Here is a 15,397-nt window from a genome sequence, read left to right as displayed (position 1 = left end):
TTTTTGTTATAATTACCCCGCTTTCAAGGAGAAACCATGTTTCGTTTGCTATTTATCCTGATATTGTCGGGCATTCTTTCCTGCGCTCAGGTCATTGAGCAGCCCCCCCCGCTTTCGATGCCCGCTACGCCACCGCCGGCTGCTTTACACGCGGCGGATATTCAACTTGAATCGGTTGTGGTCACTGCTGCCCCCCTGCGGGTTCAATTTGCCGAGCCTTTGTTCAATCCTGGTGCCGTGTTCCCTCGTCTTGTGATGCTCACGCAGCTCGCCCAATGGTTCGATTTTTTGCAACAAAAGCCGCAAAGCTTCTGGCGTCTGGAAGTGGTCGCTGCAGCGACTGAAACAACGGACCCCGCTGCTCTGGCCACAGCGCGAATGGACATTCTGCGTCGTCTGCTGGAACGGCAAGGTTTGTCGCTGGCGCGTTTCGAGTTCACCAGCGCGACTTCGCCCACAAGTAGCGTCATCTTTTATCTGAAATAAGGCCGTTTGGCCGCAACAGTGGAGAAAATATGAAAATCATTCTGCCCGTCGCGGGGAAAGGGACCCGTTTACGCCCCCAGACTCTGATCCGCGCCAAGTCACTGGTTCAGGTTGCCGGTGCAACCGTTCTTGAGCACATTATTAATCGTCTTGAGCCGCTGGCCGCTGCTGAATATATCTTTATCACCGATGATCTGGGCGAGCAAATCCGGAGTTTTATGACCGAACGCTATCCCCATCTTCATTGCAGTTATTATCTGCAGCGAGACCGTCTCGGTCCCGCTCACGCCGTGTTGCAGGCAGCTCCTTCGATCGCGGAGGGTGATGATGTCCTGGTGGTTTTTAACGACACTATCTTTATCACCGACTTACAGAATATCCCTGCATTGGTGGCCGACTGTGATGGTTTGATTTATTCCAAGGAGGTTGAGGATTACCAACGCTTCGGCGTCAATGTTCTTGACGGAGACTTTATTGTCGATATGGTCGAAAAACCTGACACGCCGATTTCCCGCCTTGCCCAGGTCGGACTTTACTACCTGAAGGATGCAGCAGCGTTGATGCACTACCTGGAAGCGGCGGTAAACGCAGGGGAAACGGTTAAAGGCGAATATTATTTACCTGCTGTTTTTATGGATATGATCTCCGCCGGGTTTAAATTTCGTGCCCCTGAGATCGATTCCTGGCTCGATTGCGGTAAACCGGAAACGTTACTTGAAACCAATCGCCAGCTCCTGCTTGAAACGCAGAAGATTCACGGCGAGATTATTGACTCCGTTATCATCCCTCCGGTTTATATTGGTCCCGGTACGGTTGTCCGTCAATCGGTCATCGGCCCTTTTGTCACCGTGGCAGAGAACTGTACGATTGAAAATACGGTGATCCGTGATTCAATCATTCACGCTGATACCTCAGTCAAACAAAGTCAGCTGCAGCACTCCTTGATCGGTGCGCACGCCTGCGTCGTCGGTGGCTCACACACGGTGAATCTGGGCGACTACTCTCATCTGCTGGGCTTGACCGATTAGGATCCGTGTTGATTCCTCGTGGTGAAACTTGGTTATACCCGCAGTCGAGAAACGTGCTTAGCGACATGCTGATTTTGCTGTTGATTATTACAACACCTCATGCTAAATCGGTCATACCAATCGACCTTAAGGAGTAATGGCATGACCATCGCTTTTAAACCTATCCGTCCCAAAAAAATCTCCGAGGAAATCGTTCAGCAAATCAAGGACCTTATCTCGGTCGGCCAGCTCACTCCCGGATCGCGGATTCCATCAGAACGCGATCTTGCTGCAATGATGGGGGTCAGTCGGCCATCAGTGCGTGAGGCGCTCATGGTTCTTGAAGCCATGGGGCTTCTCGAGTCGCGTCAAGGGGGGGGAACCTATGTCCGCTCCCTGACCGAAACCACCCTGACCGATCCACTCACCAACATGGTTGAGAACAACCCGCAATTACTCCAGGCGCTGGTTGAAGTTCGCAAAGGGATTGAGAGTTGGTCAGCATTTCTGGCGGCAACACGTGCCAGCGTGGAAGAGATTGAAGAACTGGGTCGCCTCTATCGCGAGATGGAACGCCAAACCCTCTCTGGCGGGTGGGATCCGAATATCGACACAAAGTTTCATATCATAATCACCGCAGCAACCCATAATACATTACAACAGCACGTTCTTAATTCAATTCACGGACTTTTTAGTGCAACTATTCATCTCGCACTTTCCGAATTTTACAAACGTGCAGGCTACTTGCAGCCGTTACTGGAACAGCATCGCATGATTTACGAAGCAATTTCATTGCGCAACCCCGAGGTGGCCCGTGACCGGATGATGGATCATCTTGAGTTTGTAGAAGAGAAGATGCGGATCCTCGAAGAAGAAAAAGATTCCCTTAAATTAAGCTAGCTTTTTCCGCTTTGCAGGGGCTGCATCTTGGCGGGTGTGGCTCTCAAAAACGTTTTCCGGCAGACCGGGCGCTGTGGTAACCCCTCCGTCACGCCTGAGGGAACAAGCAATAAGGGCGATCACCGTCAGGTGATCGCCCTTATAAATTGGTGTTTCACATGAAAAAAACGACTAACTGTGCCGTGTAGCGACCTGAATCCGCATCAAAGCCCGGGTGAGCGCCGCTTCCATGATCTTGAATTGTTTATCATCCGGTGGAAGTGTTTTCAACGCATTTTCAGCTCGACTGAGGGCCGCCCTGGCCCGTTCCAGATCGATTTTGTCTGCCATCTCTGCCGTTTCGACCAAAACGGTTACGTTGTCGTCTTCAACTTCAACATAGCCCCAGTTCACCGCGACGTGTTTCACCTGATTCCCCTGCCGATAAGTCAATTCGCCCACCTTCAGGGTTGTCAACATCGGCGTGTGCCCTGGAAGTACGCCGAATTCTCCGATCGCACCGGGAGCGGTAATTTCGTCCACCTCTTCCGACAGCACCAGTTTGTGGGGGGTGACCATTTCCAGTTTGAGTTTTTCAGCCATCAGCTAATGTCCTTGGATGCTTTGCGCAGTCAGAGTGATCAAGCGGCCAGTTTCTTGGCTTTTTCAAGAACTTCCTCGATCGTACCGACCATGTAGAATGCTTGCTCGGGCACATCATCGTACTTGCCGGCAACAATTTCCTGGAAACCTTTGATGGTATCTTTAAGTTCAACATACTTGCCGGGGGAACCGGTAAAGGCCTCCGCGACATGGAACGGCTGGGAAAGGAATTTTTGAATTTTCCGCGCCCGGGCAACAACCAGCTTGTCATCTTCCGACAGTTCATCCATGCCGAGAATAGCAATAATATCTTGCAGATCCTTGTAACGTTGCAGGACGAACTGGACGTCACGGGCCGTCTGGTAGTGCTCTTCGCCAACCACCTGGGGATCAAGAATCCGGCTGTTCGAATCGAGGGGATCGACCGCCGGGTAGATCCCGAGCTCGGCAATCTGCCGTGAAAGAACAGTGGTCGCGTCAAGGTGAGCGAACGCAGTAGCCGGAGCAGGGTCGGTCAGGTCATCGGCAGGAACGTAAATCGCCTGGACAGAGGTGATCGAACCTTTACTGGTGGTTGTGATGCGCTCTTGCAGCTCACCCATTTCCGTCGAGAGGGTCGGCTGATACCCGACCGCCGAAGGAATCCGCCCGAGCAAGGCCGAAACCTCGGAACCCGCCTGGGTGAAACGAAAGATATTGTCGATGAAAAGGAGCACATCCTGCCCTTCTTCATCACGGAAATACTCAGCAACGGTGAGTGCTGACAGGGCCACCCGGGCACGTGCACCAGGCGGCTCATTCATCTGCCCGTAAATCAGCGCCGCTTTGGTCAGAACGCCGGACTCTTTCATCTCTTCCCAGAGATCGTTCCCTTCACGGGTACGCTCGCCGACACCGGCAAACACTGAATAACCGCCGTGCTGCTTGGCAATATTGTTAATCAGCTCCATAATCAGGACCGTTTTGCCTACCCCGGCACCACCGAACAGGCCGATTTTACCACCTCGGGCATAAGGAGCAATCAGATCAACAACTTTGATTCCGGTTTCAAACGCTTCAACCTTGGTCGATTGTTCGGTAAATTCAGGCGTCGGACGATGGATTTCCCATTCATGTTCCGTCTTGATTTCACCCGCCTCATCGACCGGCTGGCCGATGACATTCATGATGCGACCGAGGGTTCCGGGACCGACCGGCATGACAATCTGTTTGCCGGTATCGAGCACTTCCTGCCCCCGCACCAGGCCGTCAGTTGAATCCATGGCGATGGTACGAACGGTGTTCTCGCCGAGATGTTGCGCAACCTCAACGACCAGGTTCCATTCGCCCTCACCGAGAGACGGGTTGGTAATCTTGAGGGCATGATAAATTTCGGGAAGCTTATCGGCTTCGAACTCGACGTCGACGACGGGTCCGATAACCTGAGTGATTTTACCTTTATTCATAACGATCCGTTCCTCCTCTTGTCACCCGCAGGCGAAATCTATTTTTAAGTTACTTAATCGCTTCAGCACCGGAGATGATTTCCATCAGCTCCTTGGTAATCGCCGCCTGACGTGCCCGGTTGTACTGCAAGGTCAACTTGCCGATCATTTCCGAGGCATTCTTGCTGGCACTATCCATCGAACTCATCCGCGCCCCGTGCTCTGATGCTACCGATTCAAGCAGCGCCCGAAAAATCTGGACTTCAATGTGTTTCGGTAGTAACTGTTTGAGGACTTCTCCGCGACTTGGCTCATACAGATACTCGGCGACATGAACACTTTCCTCGACCTCTTTCGGGGTAACGGGCAACAATTTATTAAGCGTCGCCTCTTGGGAGATGGCACTTTGAAATGCATTGTATACCAGGTATACAGCGTCGTAGTCGCCACTGACGTATTTTTCGACGACCTCTGCCCCAATCAGTGCCGCAGTAGCATAATTGATGCTGCCGGTAAGATTTTCATGCACCTTGATGATATTCATGCCATCGCGCCGCTTAAGGTACTCTTTTCCTTTGCGCCCAATAATCAAAATATCAATTAACTCATACCCTTCGGCGTTGTCGCGCACAAAACGCTCGGTCATTTTGTTGACATTGGCATTGAAGCCCCCGCAGAGACCGCGATCCGCTGTCATTAGCACAACCATGGCGCGTCCTTTGCCGCGATTCTGCAATAAAGGGTGCGCATTGGCATCCTCACGCAACGCCAGACTCGACAACATGCGATGCAACTTGTCGGCGTACGGACGGGCAGCAACCACCGCGTCCTGTGCCCGGCGCAGTTTCGCCGCAGCAACCATCTTCATCGCCTTGGTGATCTGCTGCGTACTCTTGACCGAGCTGATCCGCTTTTTTATATCTTTGAGATTGGCCATTCCATTAACCCTTCAGCGTGCGCCTCTCGAATCAGGCCGCGAACTGGCTCTTAAACGCGTCCAGAGCCGCTTTAATGCGCCCTTCAATATCATCATCAATCATTTTTTTCGTCGCGAGATCTGTCAGCAACTGTGCTTGGCTGGTCTCAAGGTAGGCGAGCAGTTCTTTTTCATAAACCTGAACCTTGGTTGATTCGTAGCCATCAACATAGCCGTTATTCGCGGCATAGATGACAATGACCTGCTTTTCAACCGGCATCGGCTGGTACTGCCCCTGCTTCAGAATCTCAATCAGACGGGCACCGCGATTCAGCTGCCGCTGGGTCGCAGCATCAAGGTCGGAACCAAACTGCGCGAATGCCGCCATCTCGCGATACTGGGCGAGAGCCAGGCGCAAGGTACCGGCGACCTGCTTCATCGCCTTGACTTGTGCGGAGCCGCCGACCCGCGAGACCGACAGACCAACGTTGATCGCCGGTCGTACCCCGGAGTAAAACAGATCAGTTTCGAGAAAGATCTGCCCGTCAGTGATCGAAATAACGTTCGTCGGGATATATGCAGAAACATCACCTGCCTGGGTTTCAATGATCGGCAGCGCGGTCAATGAGCCTGCGCCTTCGGCGTCACTGAGCTTCGCGGCACGCTCCAGCAAACGACTGTGGAGGTAAAAAACGTCACCGGGATAAGCTTCCCGGCCCGGCGGGCGCCGCAACAGGAGCGACAGTTGGCGATAAGCGACTGCCTGCTTCGAAAGATCATCATAAATGATCAGGGCATGCTTGCCGTTGTCACGGAAAAACTCGCCCATCGTCACCCCGGTATAGGGAGAGATGAACTGCAGAGGAGCCGGGTCAGAGGCTGTCGCGGCAACAACAATGGTGTAGTCCATGGCACCAGTCTTCTTCAACCGATCAACCACCTGTGCGACGGTCGAACGCTTCTGACCGATCGCGACGTAGATGCAGATCATGTTCTGACCCTTTTGGTTGATGATGGCGTCGATGGCAACGGCGGTTTTACCGGTTTGACGGTCGCCGATGATCAGCTCCCGCTGACCACGCCCAATGGGGACCATGGCATCAATCGCCTTGAGTCCGGTCTGCATCGGTTCGTGCACGGACTTCCGGGAAACAATCCCCGGCGCCTTGATTTCAACTTCGCTGTATTGGTCGGTAGCTATCGGACCCTGACCATCGATCGGCAGGCCGATGCCGTTGACAACACGACCGATCAGGCTCTCACCAACCGGAACCTGGACAATCTTCTCAGTCCGCTTGACTGTATCGCCTTCTTTGATGTGATGGCATTCACCAAGAATCGCCGCGCCGACGTTGTCCTCTTCGAGGTTGAGAACCATCCCCATGATGCCACCGGGGAACTCCAGCAACTCACCGGACATCGCCTTGTCCAGACCGTGAATACGGGCAATACCGTCACCGACCGAAATAATGGTACCGGTCTCGCTGACTTCAACCTCACGATCGAAACCTTCGATCTGCTTCTTAATAATCGCGCTAATTTCTTCGGCTCTGATTTCCATAACGACCTTTTCACCCCTTCTTTAAGGTATCTTCAATCCGTTTTAACTGGGTTTTTACACTTCCGTCAAAGACTTTCCCGTCGATTTCGACACGCAATCCACCGATCAATGCCGGGTCACTTTCAGCCGTGATCTCTATCTTTTTGCCTGTCTGCCTGGCCAGCGCCGTACTGATCGCCTGTTGCTGGACTTCATCAAGCGCTGTCGCTGAAATCACCATGGCGCGCTGGATACCGGACAATTCATCCGCCAGTTTGCGATAATCTGTAGCGATTTGCTGAATGTAGCCAATCCTCGACTTGGCCAGAAGCAGTCCGAGAAACTTGCGCATGTCCGCCGACAACTTGAGCAAATCGCTCAGATCGTGGAGAATCGCGGTTTTCTTGCCGAGCGCGAACGTCGGACTTTCCATTAACTGCGCCAGCAGGCGATCGTCGGCAAACAGCGCACCGACAATGCTCAGCTCACTCCCGAGTGACTCGACTTGTTGCCGTTCCGTCCCCAGCTCAACCAGAGCCCTGGCATATCGTTTGGTTATTGCACTGGCACTCAATGTAGTTCTCCTACCTGTTGCATATATTCATCGACAAGCTGTTTCTGATCCTGCTCGTTGACGTTCTTTTTCAGCAAGTCTTCGGCGATTTCGACAGCCAGGCGAACGGCCTCCTGACGCAGCGCGATACGGGCCTTGACGACCTCGTTTTCAGCCAGTTTTTCAGCTTCAGCCTTGATTTTCAGGGCCGATTCTGCAGCGCTGGCAAGAATCTTTTCACGCTCAAGTTCGGCCTCGCGCTTGATTGCCGTATAAATTTCGTCGATCTCTGCCGCAGCACTGGTCAGCTTGGCGTCATACTCAGCAAACTTGGCTTCTGCATCATGGCGCGCCTGCTCCGCCTCAGCCAGACTGGTGGCAATCGCATCGCGACGCCCGGCCAGTCCGTTGCGGATCGGCTTGGTCACAAAATACGCCAGGATCCCCAGCGTCAGGGCGAAATTGAAACAGCGGTAGAGAAAGTCCTTCCACAATACACCCGCGTCTGCATGGTTCGCGTCGCCAGCGGCCAGCGCCGCGCCGACGCAAAGAAGGCTCATCGCCAGCGTGGCAAGGAAAACTGTGATTGTACGCGTGCTCCTCATGCCAGTGCCCTCCCCAAAACTTTTGCGGCGATGGAACCGGCAATCCCTTCGGTCTCTGCCCGCAGCGTTTTTTCGGCAACCGCAGCTTCTTCGGCAACCTTGCCTTTGAGCACCAGCAGTCGCTGTGCGGCCTCCTCGCGTGCTGCGCCGATCAGCTTTGCTTCTTCGGCAGTCGCAGCGCTGCGCATTTCGGCCCGCTCCTGCGATCCCTTTACCTTGGCCGCCTGCAACTGCTCCTGGTAGCGCGTCATTTTTTCCTCGATTTGTGCTTCAAGGTCCTTGGCGCGCTGGTGAGAACCGTCGATTTTCTCTTTACGCTGCGCAAGAACTTTGCGCAACGGGCGATAAAGGAGTGCGTTGAGCACTGCCATCAGCACCAGAAAATTAACGAACTGCAGGATGATGGTCCAGTCAATACTAATCACTACACTACCTCTTCATAAGACTCATCGAACAAACCGTATAAGATGTATACTGTATACATATACCTGGACATAAAACGGCGAATATCTATCACGATCCCCCATTGGTGTCAAGGACGTATTTGCTCTATCGGGCGGCTTTTCTCTTGCTTTTCAGGGACAGCGCCGCCAGTAGCGCCCGTGTTGCCCGGTTTCATGTTGATACTGCCGTTGAACACGACGCCTTCCTCGATCATCAGCGCAGGGGTTTCAATACTGCCCTCAACGTTTGCTGGCGTGCGCAATTCAACCTTTTTGGCCGCCTTGATATTTCCCTTGAAGTGACCACTCAGCACCAGACTGCCAACCGTCACTTCAGCTTGAATGTCTGCCGTTTCGCCAACAATCAAGATGTCTTTCGACACAATTTCGCCACGAAATGCACCGTCAAGACGGACGATTTCATCAAAATGGAGCTTTCCCTCAAACTGACTTCCGGGGCCCAGAAAGGCCTTGATATCGCTTTTTTCGAGACTGGCTTCTTTCTTCATCGGTTCCTTCTTTCCAAACATGATCGTTACCTGTCCTTCCGTACGACGGCTCTTTTTCATTAATTTCGAGGTTTCGGTAAAGCATTAAATCAAACATTGATACCCAATATATTCAGCAGCCGATCAAGATCGCTCGCGGTATAGTAAACGATTTCGATTTTGCCCCCGCTTCCCTTAGCCGCCAACTTGACCTTGGTCCCCAGCACCTGTTGCAGTTCGGTCGCCAGTCGATCCAATTCAGGGCTGTGCGCAACCTCACTGCTTACCTTGGGAGGGGTGGTCCCCTCTTTGAATTTTTTGATCAGCGCTTCGGTCGCGCGAACCGTCAGGGCGCGAGCAACGACTTCATTCCGCGCCTTGCGCATCAAAACTTCATCTTCAAGGGGCAGAATTGCTCGGGCATGCCCCATGCTCAGTGCCCCGTTGACGATATCGTCCTTAAGTTGCCGGGGCAGTTTCAATAGACGCAGTGAGTTGGCCACCGTGGAACGATTTTTACCAACCCGCCTGGCGACCTCTTCCTGGGACAGGTCAAACTCAGCCACCAGCCGGTGGTAAGCCTCAGCCTCCTCCAACGGGTTGAGATCCTCGCGCTGAATGTTCTCGATCAGCGCGACCTCAAAAGCCCAGTCCTCGCTAACATCCTGAATCACCACCGGAACTTCACGCAAGCCGGCTTTTTGTGCCGCCCGCCAGCGCCGCTCTCCAGCGATGATCTGGTAATAATCCTCTTGACGACGTACGATCAGCGGCTGAATCACCCCTTTTTCCCGGATCGAGGCAACCAGTTCGGCAAGTTTCTCGTCATTGAATATCTTGCGTGGCTGCCCGGCCATCGGTTGCAGCTCTTCGATCGGACAGAGGAAATATTTACGCCCACCCTCGTGTGTCGCCGAACTTAACAGCGCACCAATTCCTTTACCCAGTGCAGGTCGTTTCGCCATGATGTGTCAGTCCATCCCTTTGTCGATAATTTCTTTGGCCAGTTCAAGGTAGGCTTCAGCACCGCGCGACGCGATGTCATACAGCAATACCGGCAATCCATGGCTCGGCGCCTCGGACAGGCGAACGTTGCGAGGAATAACCGCTTTAAAAACCTGTGCGCCAAAATGGTCGCGCATCTCATCTTCAACCTGACGTGACAGATTGTTGCGTCCGTCATACATGGTCAGCAAAATACCCAGCAATGTCAGTTCGGGGTTGAGATCCTGCTGGAGCAGCTTGACCGTCTGCAACAGATGGCTGAGCCCCTCCATGGCGTAAAATTCACATTGCAACGGCACGAGCACTGCGTCAGCCGCAGTTAATGCATTGATCGTCAATAAACCAAGCGAAGGGGGACAATCGATAATAATGTAGTCATAATCGTCCCGCAATTCCTTGAGAACCCAGAGTAACTTTTTTTCTCGGGAGATGGCCGACACCAGCTCAATTTCCGCCCCGGCCAGGTCAGTGTTGGACGGCAGCACGGCAAGTTTTTCCAGTGCTGTTTTAACGATGATTTCGGAGGGGTGAACGGAACCCTGCAGCACGTGATAGATGGTCAGTTCCTGCGCGCTCTTGTCGACCCCAAGACCACTACAGGAATTAGCCTGCGGATCCATGTCAACCAGCAAGGTCCGCTTTTCGGCAACGGCCAGTGACGCCGCCAGATTAACTGCCGTCGTCGTCTTGCCGACCCCGCCTTTTTGGTTGGCTACCGCGATAATGCGCGCCACGTATAGTACCTCACAGGATAAATTGAATTAGAATTAGAGTTGCGCAGGGTATCATAAACCCTCGTGGCTTGGAAAGAAGAAATAGACCAAAAATCAGTGCCTTTTCTATACTTCATGATCTTGTGTTGCAATTCTTGGCCGCCCCAACATATCGTGGTCAACCGTTGTTTTTAAAGATCAACAGCTGCCGTTCCGAACCACTGAACGGCAACCTCAAACGACGTACTTCGACCAACTCCAGGCCGTATTTCTTCAAGGTCTGCGCAGAACCCGGCACTTCATGCTCCCCCTCCGGGCCCTTCATTGCCACCAACCGACCGTTCGCCGTCAGTAAAGAGCCGGACCATTCAACGAGTTTGCCAAGGTCGGCAACGGCACGCGCAGTGATCAAAGAAAAACCGCTTCGGCCTCTATCTGTCATTGCAAAGTCTTCAATTCGCGCATGCTGGGGGTGAAAACCGGTCAGCGCCAGCTGACGAACGATATGGCGCTGAAAGTTGACTTTCTTGCGCACCGCGTCGAGTGACCAGATCTCCACCTCCGTTCGCGCGATTTTCAGTGGTATCCCCGGCAAACCGGCACCAGAACCGAAATCGAGAACACTTTCATCGCCCGACAATAGTGGCAAAAGGGTCACAGAATCGAGCAGGTGTTTTTCCAGCGCGACCAGCGGATCCTCCATTGCAGTTAAATTAATAGCGCCACTCCAGCGCATGAGTTCATCAAGAAATACCAGCAGGCGTGCTTGTCGTAGCGGCTCCAGTTCAATCTCAAGCTGTTTCAGCCCGGCGTCTAAATAGCGTTCAAGTTTCACGCACGCCCCGTTTCAACATCACCGAGAGAATTGCAATCGCTGCCGGTGTTATCCCTGGAATGCGCCCCGCCTGGCCGAGGGTTGCCGGCTCTATCCGGGAGAGTTTCTCCCTCACCTCGGCGGACAGTCCATTGATCTCAGTGTAGCGAAACCCTGGCGGAATCTTGACTTCCTCAACCTTGCGCAGTCGCGCAACCTGCTCCTCCTGGCGCACGATATAGCCAGCATATTTCGTTTCTATCTCCAGTTGTTCGCGCGCTCTGGGTGTCAGTTCGGCCAACCCTGGGTGGAGAAAGAGCAGATCCCTGATATAAATATCGGGACGTTTCAATAATTCACACAAGGTCGCGCCGTTACTCATTTTCTCAAGGCCAAGTCGGGCCAGGTCTGCGTGTTGCGAGGGAATGATCCGGGTTTCATTGAGCAGCAGCCTCCCGCGCTCAACCTCCTCCATCTTGTCACAGTATCTTTTCCATCGATGATCATCAACCAGTCCAACCTTGCGGCCAATCGCCGTCAAACGCCGATCAGCATTATCTTCACGTAACAGCAATCGATATTCGGCGCGCGAGGTAAACATCCGGTAGGGCTCAGTTGCTCCAAGGTTGACCAGGTCGTCGATCAGCACCCCGACATAGCCCTGATCACGTCCAACAATGACCGCCTCTTCCCCGCTAGCCTTCCGCGCAGCATTTATCCCCGCAATCAGCCCTTGCGCCCCGGCTTCTTCATAACCGGAAGTTCCATTGATTTGTCCAGCATGAAACAGGCCACTGACGCGCTTGGTTTCAAGCGTCGGGCGTAACTGGGAAGGGTTGACGTAGTCATATTCAATGGCATATCCCGGGCGGACAATTTCGACCCGCTCCAAACCGGGGATGGTCCGCAAAAATGCGAGCTGCACGTCCGCCGGAAGGGAGGTTGAAACCCCGTTCGGGTAGTACTCAAGACTGTTGCGTCCTTCTGGTTCGAGAAATATCTGGTGTCGATCCTTTTCAGGGAAACGCACCACCTTATCCTCGATCGATGGACAGTAACGTGGACCAACCCCCTCAATAACTCCGCGATACAAGGGGGATCGATCAAGTCCGGAGCGAATCACGTCATGCGTCCGTTGATTAGTCCATGTCGTGTAACAGGGAAGCTGTTCAACATCTAGTTGATCATTGAGAAAAGAGAAGGGTTGCGGGGGGTGGTCACCATACTGCGGTTCCAGTGAAGAAAAATCGATGGAACGCCCGTCCAGACGCGCCGGGGTTCCGGTTTTCAAGCGCCCCACATCAAAACCAAGTTCACGCAAATGATCGGAAAGACCAACCGATGGCGGCTCTCCGGCCCTTCCCCCGGCATAACTGTTCAGGCCGACATGTATCAGACCGCGCATAAAGGTTCCGGTCGTCAATACCACGGTATCGCCTTCGTAGTGCACACCGTCGACAGTCACCACCCCGCCGACCCGACCATTTACCACCATCAGTCGTGCGACGGCTCCCTGCTTGAGGTCAAGCAATGCCTGTCGCTCTACAACACCTTTCATCCGATCGCGATAGAGATAACGATCTGCCTGCGCGCGTGAAGCGCGCACCGCCGGGCCCTTGCGTGTATTGAGGGTACGAAACTGGATACCGGTTGCATCGATATTCAACCCCATCTCCCCGCCCAGAGCGTCAATTTCGCGCACCAGGTGGCCCTTGGCCAAACCACCGATTGCCGGATTGCACGACATCTGCGCAACGGCATCAAGATTAAGGTTCAACAGCAACGTATGACACCCCATACGCGCCGCTGCCAGGGCCGCCTCGCACCCCGCATGCCCTGCCCCAACCACAATGACCTGATAACGCTTTCCGTATGAAATCATCCTGTTACCCCGAAATGTTTCACGTGAAACATTTATTTGCCAATACAAAAACGTTCAAAAATAATGTTCAACACGTCGTCAGGGGTTGTTTCACCCGTAATTTCGCCGATCGCGAAAAGGGCTTCGCGCAAATCATAAGCAAGAAACTCTGCCGACAAACCAGCAGCGAGTTGTTCGTGAAAGGAAGCTATTTTAGCTGAACAGCGCGACAAGGCCTCAAAGTGGCGAGAACTGGAAAGGCACAACGACTCCCTTCCAGCAAGACCCGAGACCGAAAAGCGCTGAAAGATGACCTCCCGCAACGCGGCCAAACCAAAACCGGTTCTGGATGAAAGCTCGATCCTTTCCAGCTCCGAGAAAGGGGCAAGCAACGGTTTTTGCGCGAGGTCACTTTTGGTCACAACCAGCAAGGTGCGCCGCAGATCACAGAACTTAAGCGCGTAAAGATCATCATCCGACACGCCGTAATGGCCATCAACCAGCAAAAGCTGCAAATCAGCAGAAGCGATCTTCTGTTGGGATCGCCGCACACCTTCAGCCTCGACTGGATCGTCGGTGCGACGGATTCCAGCGGTATCGACCAGGCGTAAAGGAAGCCCGTTGATTGTCAGTCCCTCTTCGATAAAATCACGCGTGGTACCCGGAATATCGGTCACAATGGCTCGCGACTCACCAAGTAGCGCGTTCAACAGGGAACTTTTGCCAACATTCGGGCGACCGACAATTAATATCGATATCCCCTCACGTAAAACACGCCCTGAATCGAAAGAAACAAGCAAGATGTCCATGTCTGCGATAAGTTGCTGCGCAGCGCACGATAGCTGCTCATTGTCGAGAAGAGCAATCTCCTCATCAGGAAAATCGATGTAGGCCTCAACCAGCGCAACGAGATCGCGCAAGCGGACAGAAAGTTTTTCCATCTCACGATAGAGCCCGCCTTCCATCTGTTGCACGGCCAATTGTCGCGCTGCATCAGAGCGCGCACGAATGACGTCGATCACTGCTTCGGCCTGGGTCAGATCAATCCGGCCATTGATAAATGCGCGTTGGGTGAACTCCCCCGGTGCAGCTAAACGCAGGCCTTCCTCCAGAAGAAGTCGTTGCACACGGTACAACACGGCACTTCCACCATGACAGTGAAACTCGACAACGTCTTCGCGGGTATAAGAAGCCGGCGCACGCATCAAAACAGCCATCACCTCGTCAACCAACTCACCAGTCACTGTGTAAATATGGCCATAATAGAGTCGGTGCGAAGAAAAGGCGGTGAGCTTCTTTGCTGGTCTGAAAAAACGCTTTAACGCCGTCTCGGCCAGCGGACCGGAAATTCGCAAAATACCAATCCCACCCTCACCTGGTGAGGTTGCCGGGGCAATGATCGTGTCGGTGTATGACATCCTAGCCACCACAAGCGGCAATAAACACCTTCCGCTCAAACCCCTGGCCGATCGAACGAAACGCGATAGCCGGGTCACCTTTGAGCGCCTGATGAATAATACGACGCTCATCGGGAGAAAGAAGATCTGTCATAACCGGCTCCCCTGAGCGTTTCACCTGACCTGAGAGGCGGCCAGCGAGTTGGCGTAAAAAGCGCTCTCGACGAACCCGGTAGCGATCGATATCAATGACCAGGCGAGTTCGATCTGCAACCAGACGATCAGTCAGGGCGACGGTAAGGAGTTGGAGGGCTTCGAGGGTCTGCCCGTGACGACCGATGATCAATGAAGATTCTTCGCTGGTAATAATGAGATCGATCACTTCGCGGCCAGGACATACCGCAACAGACCCGGAAAGATTTGCAAGGGACAACAAGTGTTCAAGAATGGAGCGGGCCACACAACCACGATCAGTTAAAACGACCCGCACCAGAGCAGGTTTGGGCCCCCAAAAACCAAAAAAACCGCGCGTCGGCAGGCGCAAAATTTTAACGTCAACATCGGCCCGCGAACAGCCCAACTGTGCTAGCGCAGATGCAACCGCCTGGTCGACCGTTGAGCCGACCTGCTCCAAAGACAAAAGATCCTCAACCATAATAGCTG

Annotated in this window: 17 protein-coding genes; 3 read left to right on the top strand and 14 right to left on the bottom strand. The window is 53.4% G+C overall.

All coding sequences use genetic code 11. From position 1 onward, the window contains the following. Positions 1-36 precede the first annotated feature (36 nt). The 3 genes from K0A93_01750 (at position 37) to K0A93_01740 (ending at position 2,393) form a co-directional block, all read left to right on the top strand. Positions 37-486: a hypothetical protein gene (locus tag K0A93_01750; GenBank protein MBW6510827.1), complete on the top strand. Its 450-nt coding sequence runs from the start codon at positions 37-39 to the stop codon at positions 484-486. A 29-nt stretch (positions 487-515) separates the two neighbouring features. Next, positions 516-1,514: an NTP transferase domain-containing protein gene (locus K0A93_01745; GenBank protein ID MBW6510826.1), complete on the top strand. Its 999-nt coding sequence runs from the start codon at positions 516-518 to the stop codon at positions 1,512-1,514. Positions 1,515-1,655: 141 nt separating this feature from the next. Next, positions 1,656-2,393: a FadR family transcriptional regulator gene (locus K0A93_01740; protein ID MBW6510825.1), complete on the top strand. Its 738-nt coding sequence runs from the start codon at positions 1,656-1,658 to the stop codon at positions 2,391-2,393. Between the two features lie 171 nt (positions 2,394-2,564). Here the strand turns inward: K0A93_01740 and K0A93_01735 are convergent, their stop codons facing one another. The 14 genes from K0A93_01735 to K0A93_01670 all read right to left on the bottom strand — a co-directional run bounded on the left by K0A93_01735 (position 2,565) and on the right by K0A93_01670 (position 15,389). Continuing rightward, the gene (locus K0A93_01735) at positions 2,565-2,975 is read right to left on the bottom strand and encodes a F0F1 ATP synthase subunit epsilon (GenBank protein MBW6510824.1); all 411 of its coding nucleotides are present in this window, start codon (positions 2,973-2,975) and stop codon (positions 2,565-2,567) included. A 38-nt stretch (positions 2,976-3,013) separates the two neighbouring features. After that, positions 3,014-4,426, bottom strand: coding sequence for a F0F1 ATP synthase subunit beta (atpD, locus tag K0A93_01730; GenBank protein MBW6510823.1), 1,413 nt, complete (start codon positions 4,424-4,426; stop codon positions 3,014-3,016). Positions 4,427-4,469: 43 nt separating this feature from the next. Beyond that, on the bottom strand, positions 4,470-5,336 hold the full coding sequence (gene atpG, locus K0A93_01725; GenBank protein MBW6510822.1) for an ATP synthase F1 subunit gamma: 867 nt from the start codon (positions 5,334-5,336) through the stop codon (positions 4,470-4,472). Between the two features lie 31 nt (positions 5,337-5,367). Next, on the bottom strand, positions 5,368-6,876 hold the full coding sequence (atpA, locus tag K0A93_01720) for a F0F1 ATP synthase subunit alpha (protein MBW6510821.1): 1,509 nt from the start codon (positions 6,874-6,876) through the stop codon (positions 5,368-5,370). Positions 6,877-6,886: 10 nt separating this feature from the next. Then, a complete protein-coding gene (atpH, locus tag K0A93_01715; GenBank protein ID MBW6510820.1) occupies positions 6,887-7,429 on the bottom strand; it encodes an ATP synthase F1 subunit delta in 543 nt (180 codons plus the stop codon). Further along, entirely contained in the window at positions 7,426-8,013 is a 588-nt protein-coding gene (gene atpF / locus K0A93_01710) for a F0F1 ATP synthase subunit B (protein MBW6510819.1), read from the bottom strand. The genes atpH and atpF overlap by 4 nt, the downstream gene beginning before the upstream one ends. Beyond that, positions 8,010-8,438, bottom strand: coding sequence for an ATP synthase F0 subunit B (locus K0A93_01705; protein MBW6510818.1), 429 nt, complete (start codon positions 8,436-8,438; stop codon positions 8,010-8,012). The genes atpF and K0A93_01705 overlap by 4 nt, the downstream gene beginning before the upstream one ends. Positions 8,439-8,545: 107 nt before the next feature. After that, positions 8,546-8,965: a polymer-forming cytoskeletal protein gene (locus tag K0A93_01700; GenBank protein ID MBW6510817.1), complete on the bottom strand. Its 420-nt coding sequence runs from the start codon at positions 8,963-8,965 to the stop codon at positions 8,546-8,548. 89 nt (positions 8,966-9,054) lie between these two features. Continuing rightward, on the bottom strand, positions 9,055-9,909 hold the full coding sequence (locus K0A93_01695) for a ParB/RepB/Spo0J family partition protein (protein MBW6510816.1): 855 nt from the start codon (positions 9,907-9,909) through the stop codon (positions 9,055-9,057). Between the two features lie 6 nt (positions 9,910-9,915). Further along, on the bottom strand, positions 9,916-10,683 hold the full coding sequence (locus tag K0A93_01690; protein MBW6510815.1) for an AAA family ATPase: 768 nt from the start codon (positions 10,681-10,683) through the stop codon (positions 9,916-9,918). Positions 10,684-10,840: 157 nt separating this feature from the next. Beyond that, positions 10,841-11,497, bottom strand: coding sequence for a 16S rRNA (guanine(527)-N(7))-methyltransferase RsmG (gene rsmG / locus K0A93_01685; GenBank protein MBW6510814.1), 657 nt, complete (start codon positions 11,495-11,497; stop codon positions 10,841-10,843). Next, positions 11,487-13,358, bottom strand: coding sequence for a tRNA uridine-5-carboxymethylaminomethyl(34) synthesis enzyme MnmG (gene mnmG / locus K0A93_01680; GenBank protein ID MBW6510813.1), 1,872 nt, complete (start codon positions 13,356-13,358; stop codon positions 11,487-11,489). The genes rsmG and mnmG overlap by 11 nt, the downstream gene beginning before the upstream one ends. A gap of 32 nt (positions 13,359-13,390) precedes the next feature. Continuing rightward, a complete protein-coding gene (gene mnmE / locus K0A93_01675) occupies positions 13,391-14,755 on the bottom strand; it encodes a tRNA uridine-5-carboxymethylaminomethyl(34) synthesis GTPase MnmE (GenBank protein ID MBW6510812.1) in 1,365 nt (454 codons plus the stop codon). Between the two features lies 1 nt (position 14,756). Next, the gene (locus K0A93_01670; GenBank protein MBW6510811.1) at positions 14,757-15,389 is read right to left on the bottom strand and encodes a Jag N-terminal domain-containing protein; all 633 of its coding nucleotides are present in this window, start codon (positions 15,387-15,389) and stop codon (positions 14,757-14,759) included. Positions 15,390-15,397: the final 8 nt, after the last annotated feature.

The organism is Desulfuromonadaceae bacterium, from assembly GCA_019429445.1.
Taxonomy (GTDB): Bacteria; Desulfobacterota; Desulfuromonadia; order Desulfuromonadales; family JAHYIW01; genus JAHYIW01.
Note: the sequence above shows the minus strand (reverse complement) of the source record. Positions and strands in the feature narration are given on the sequence as shown.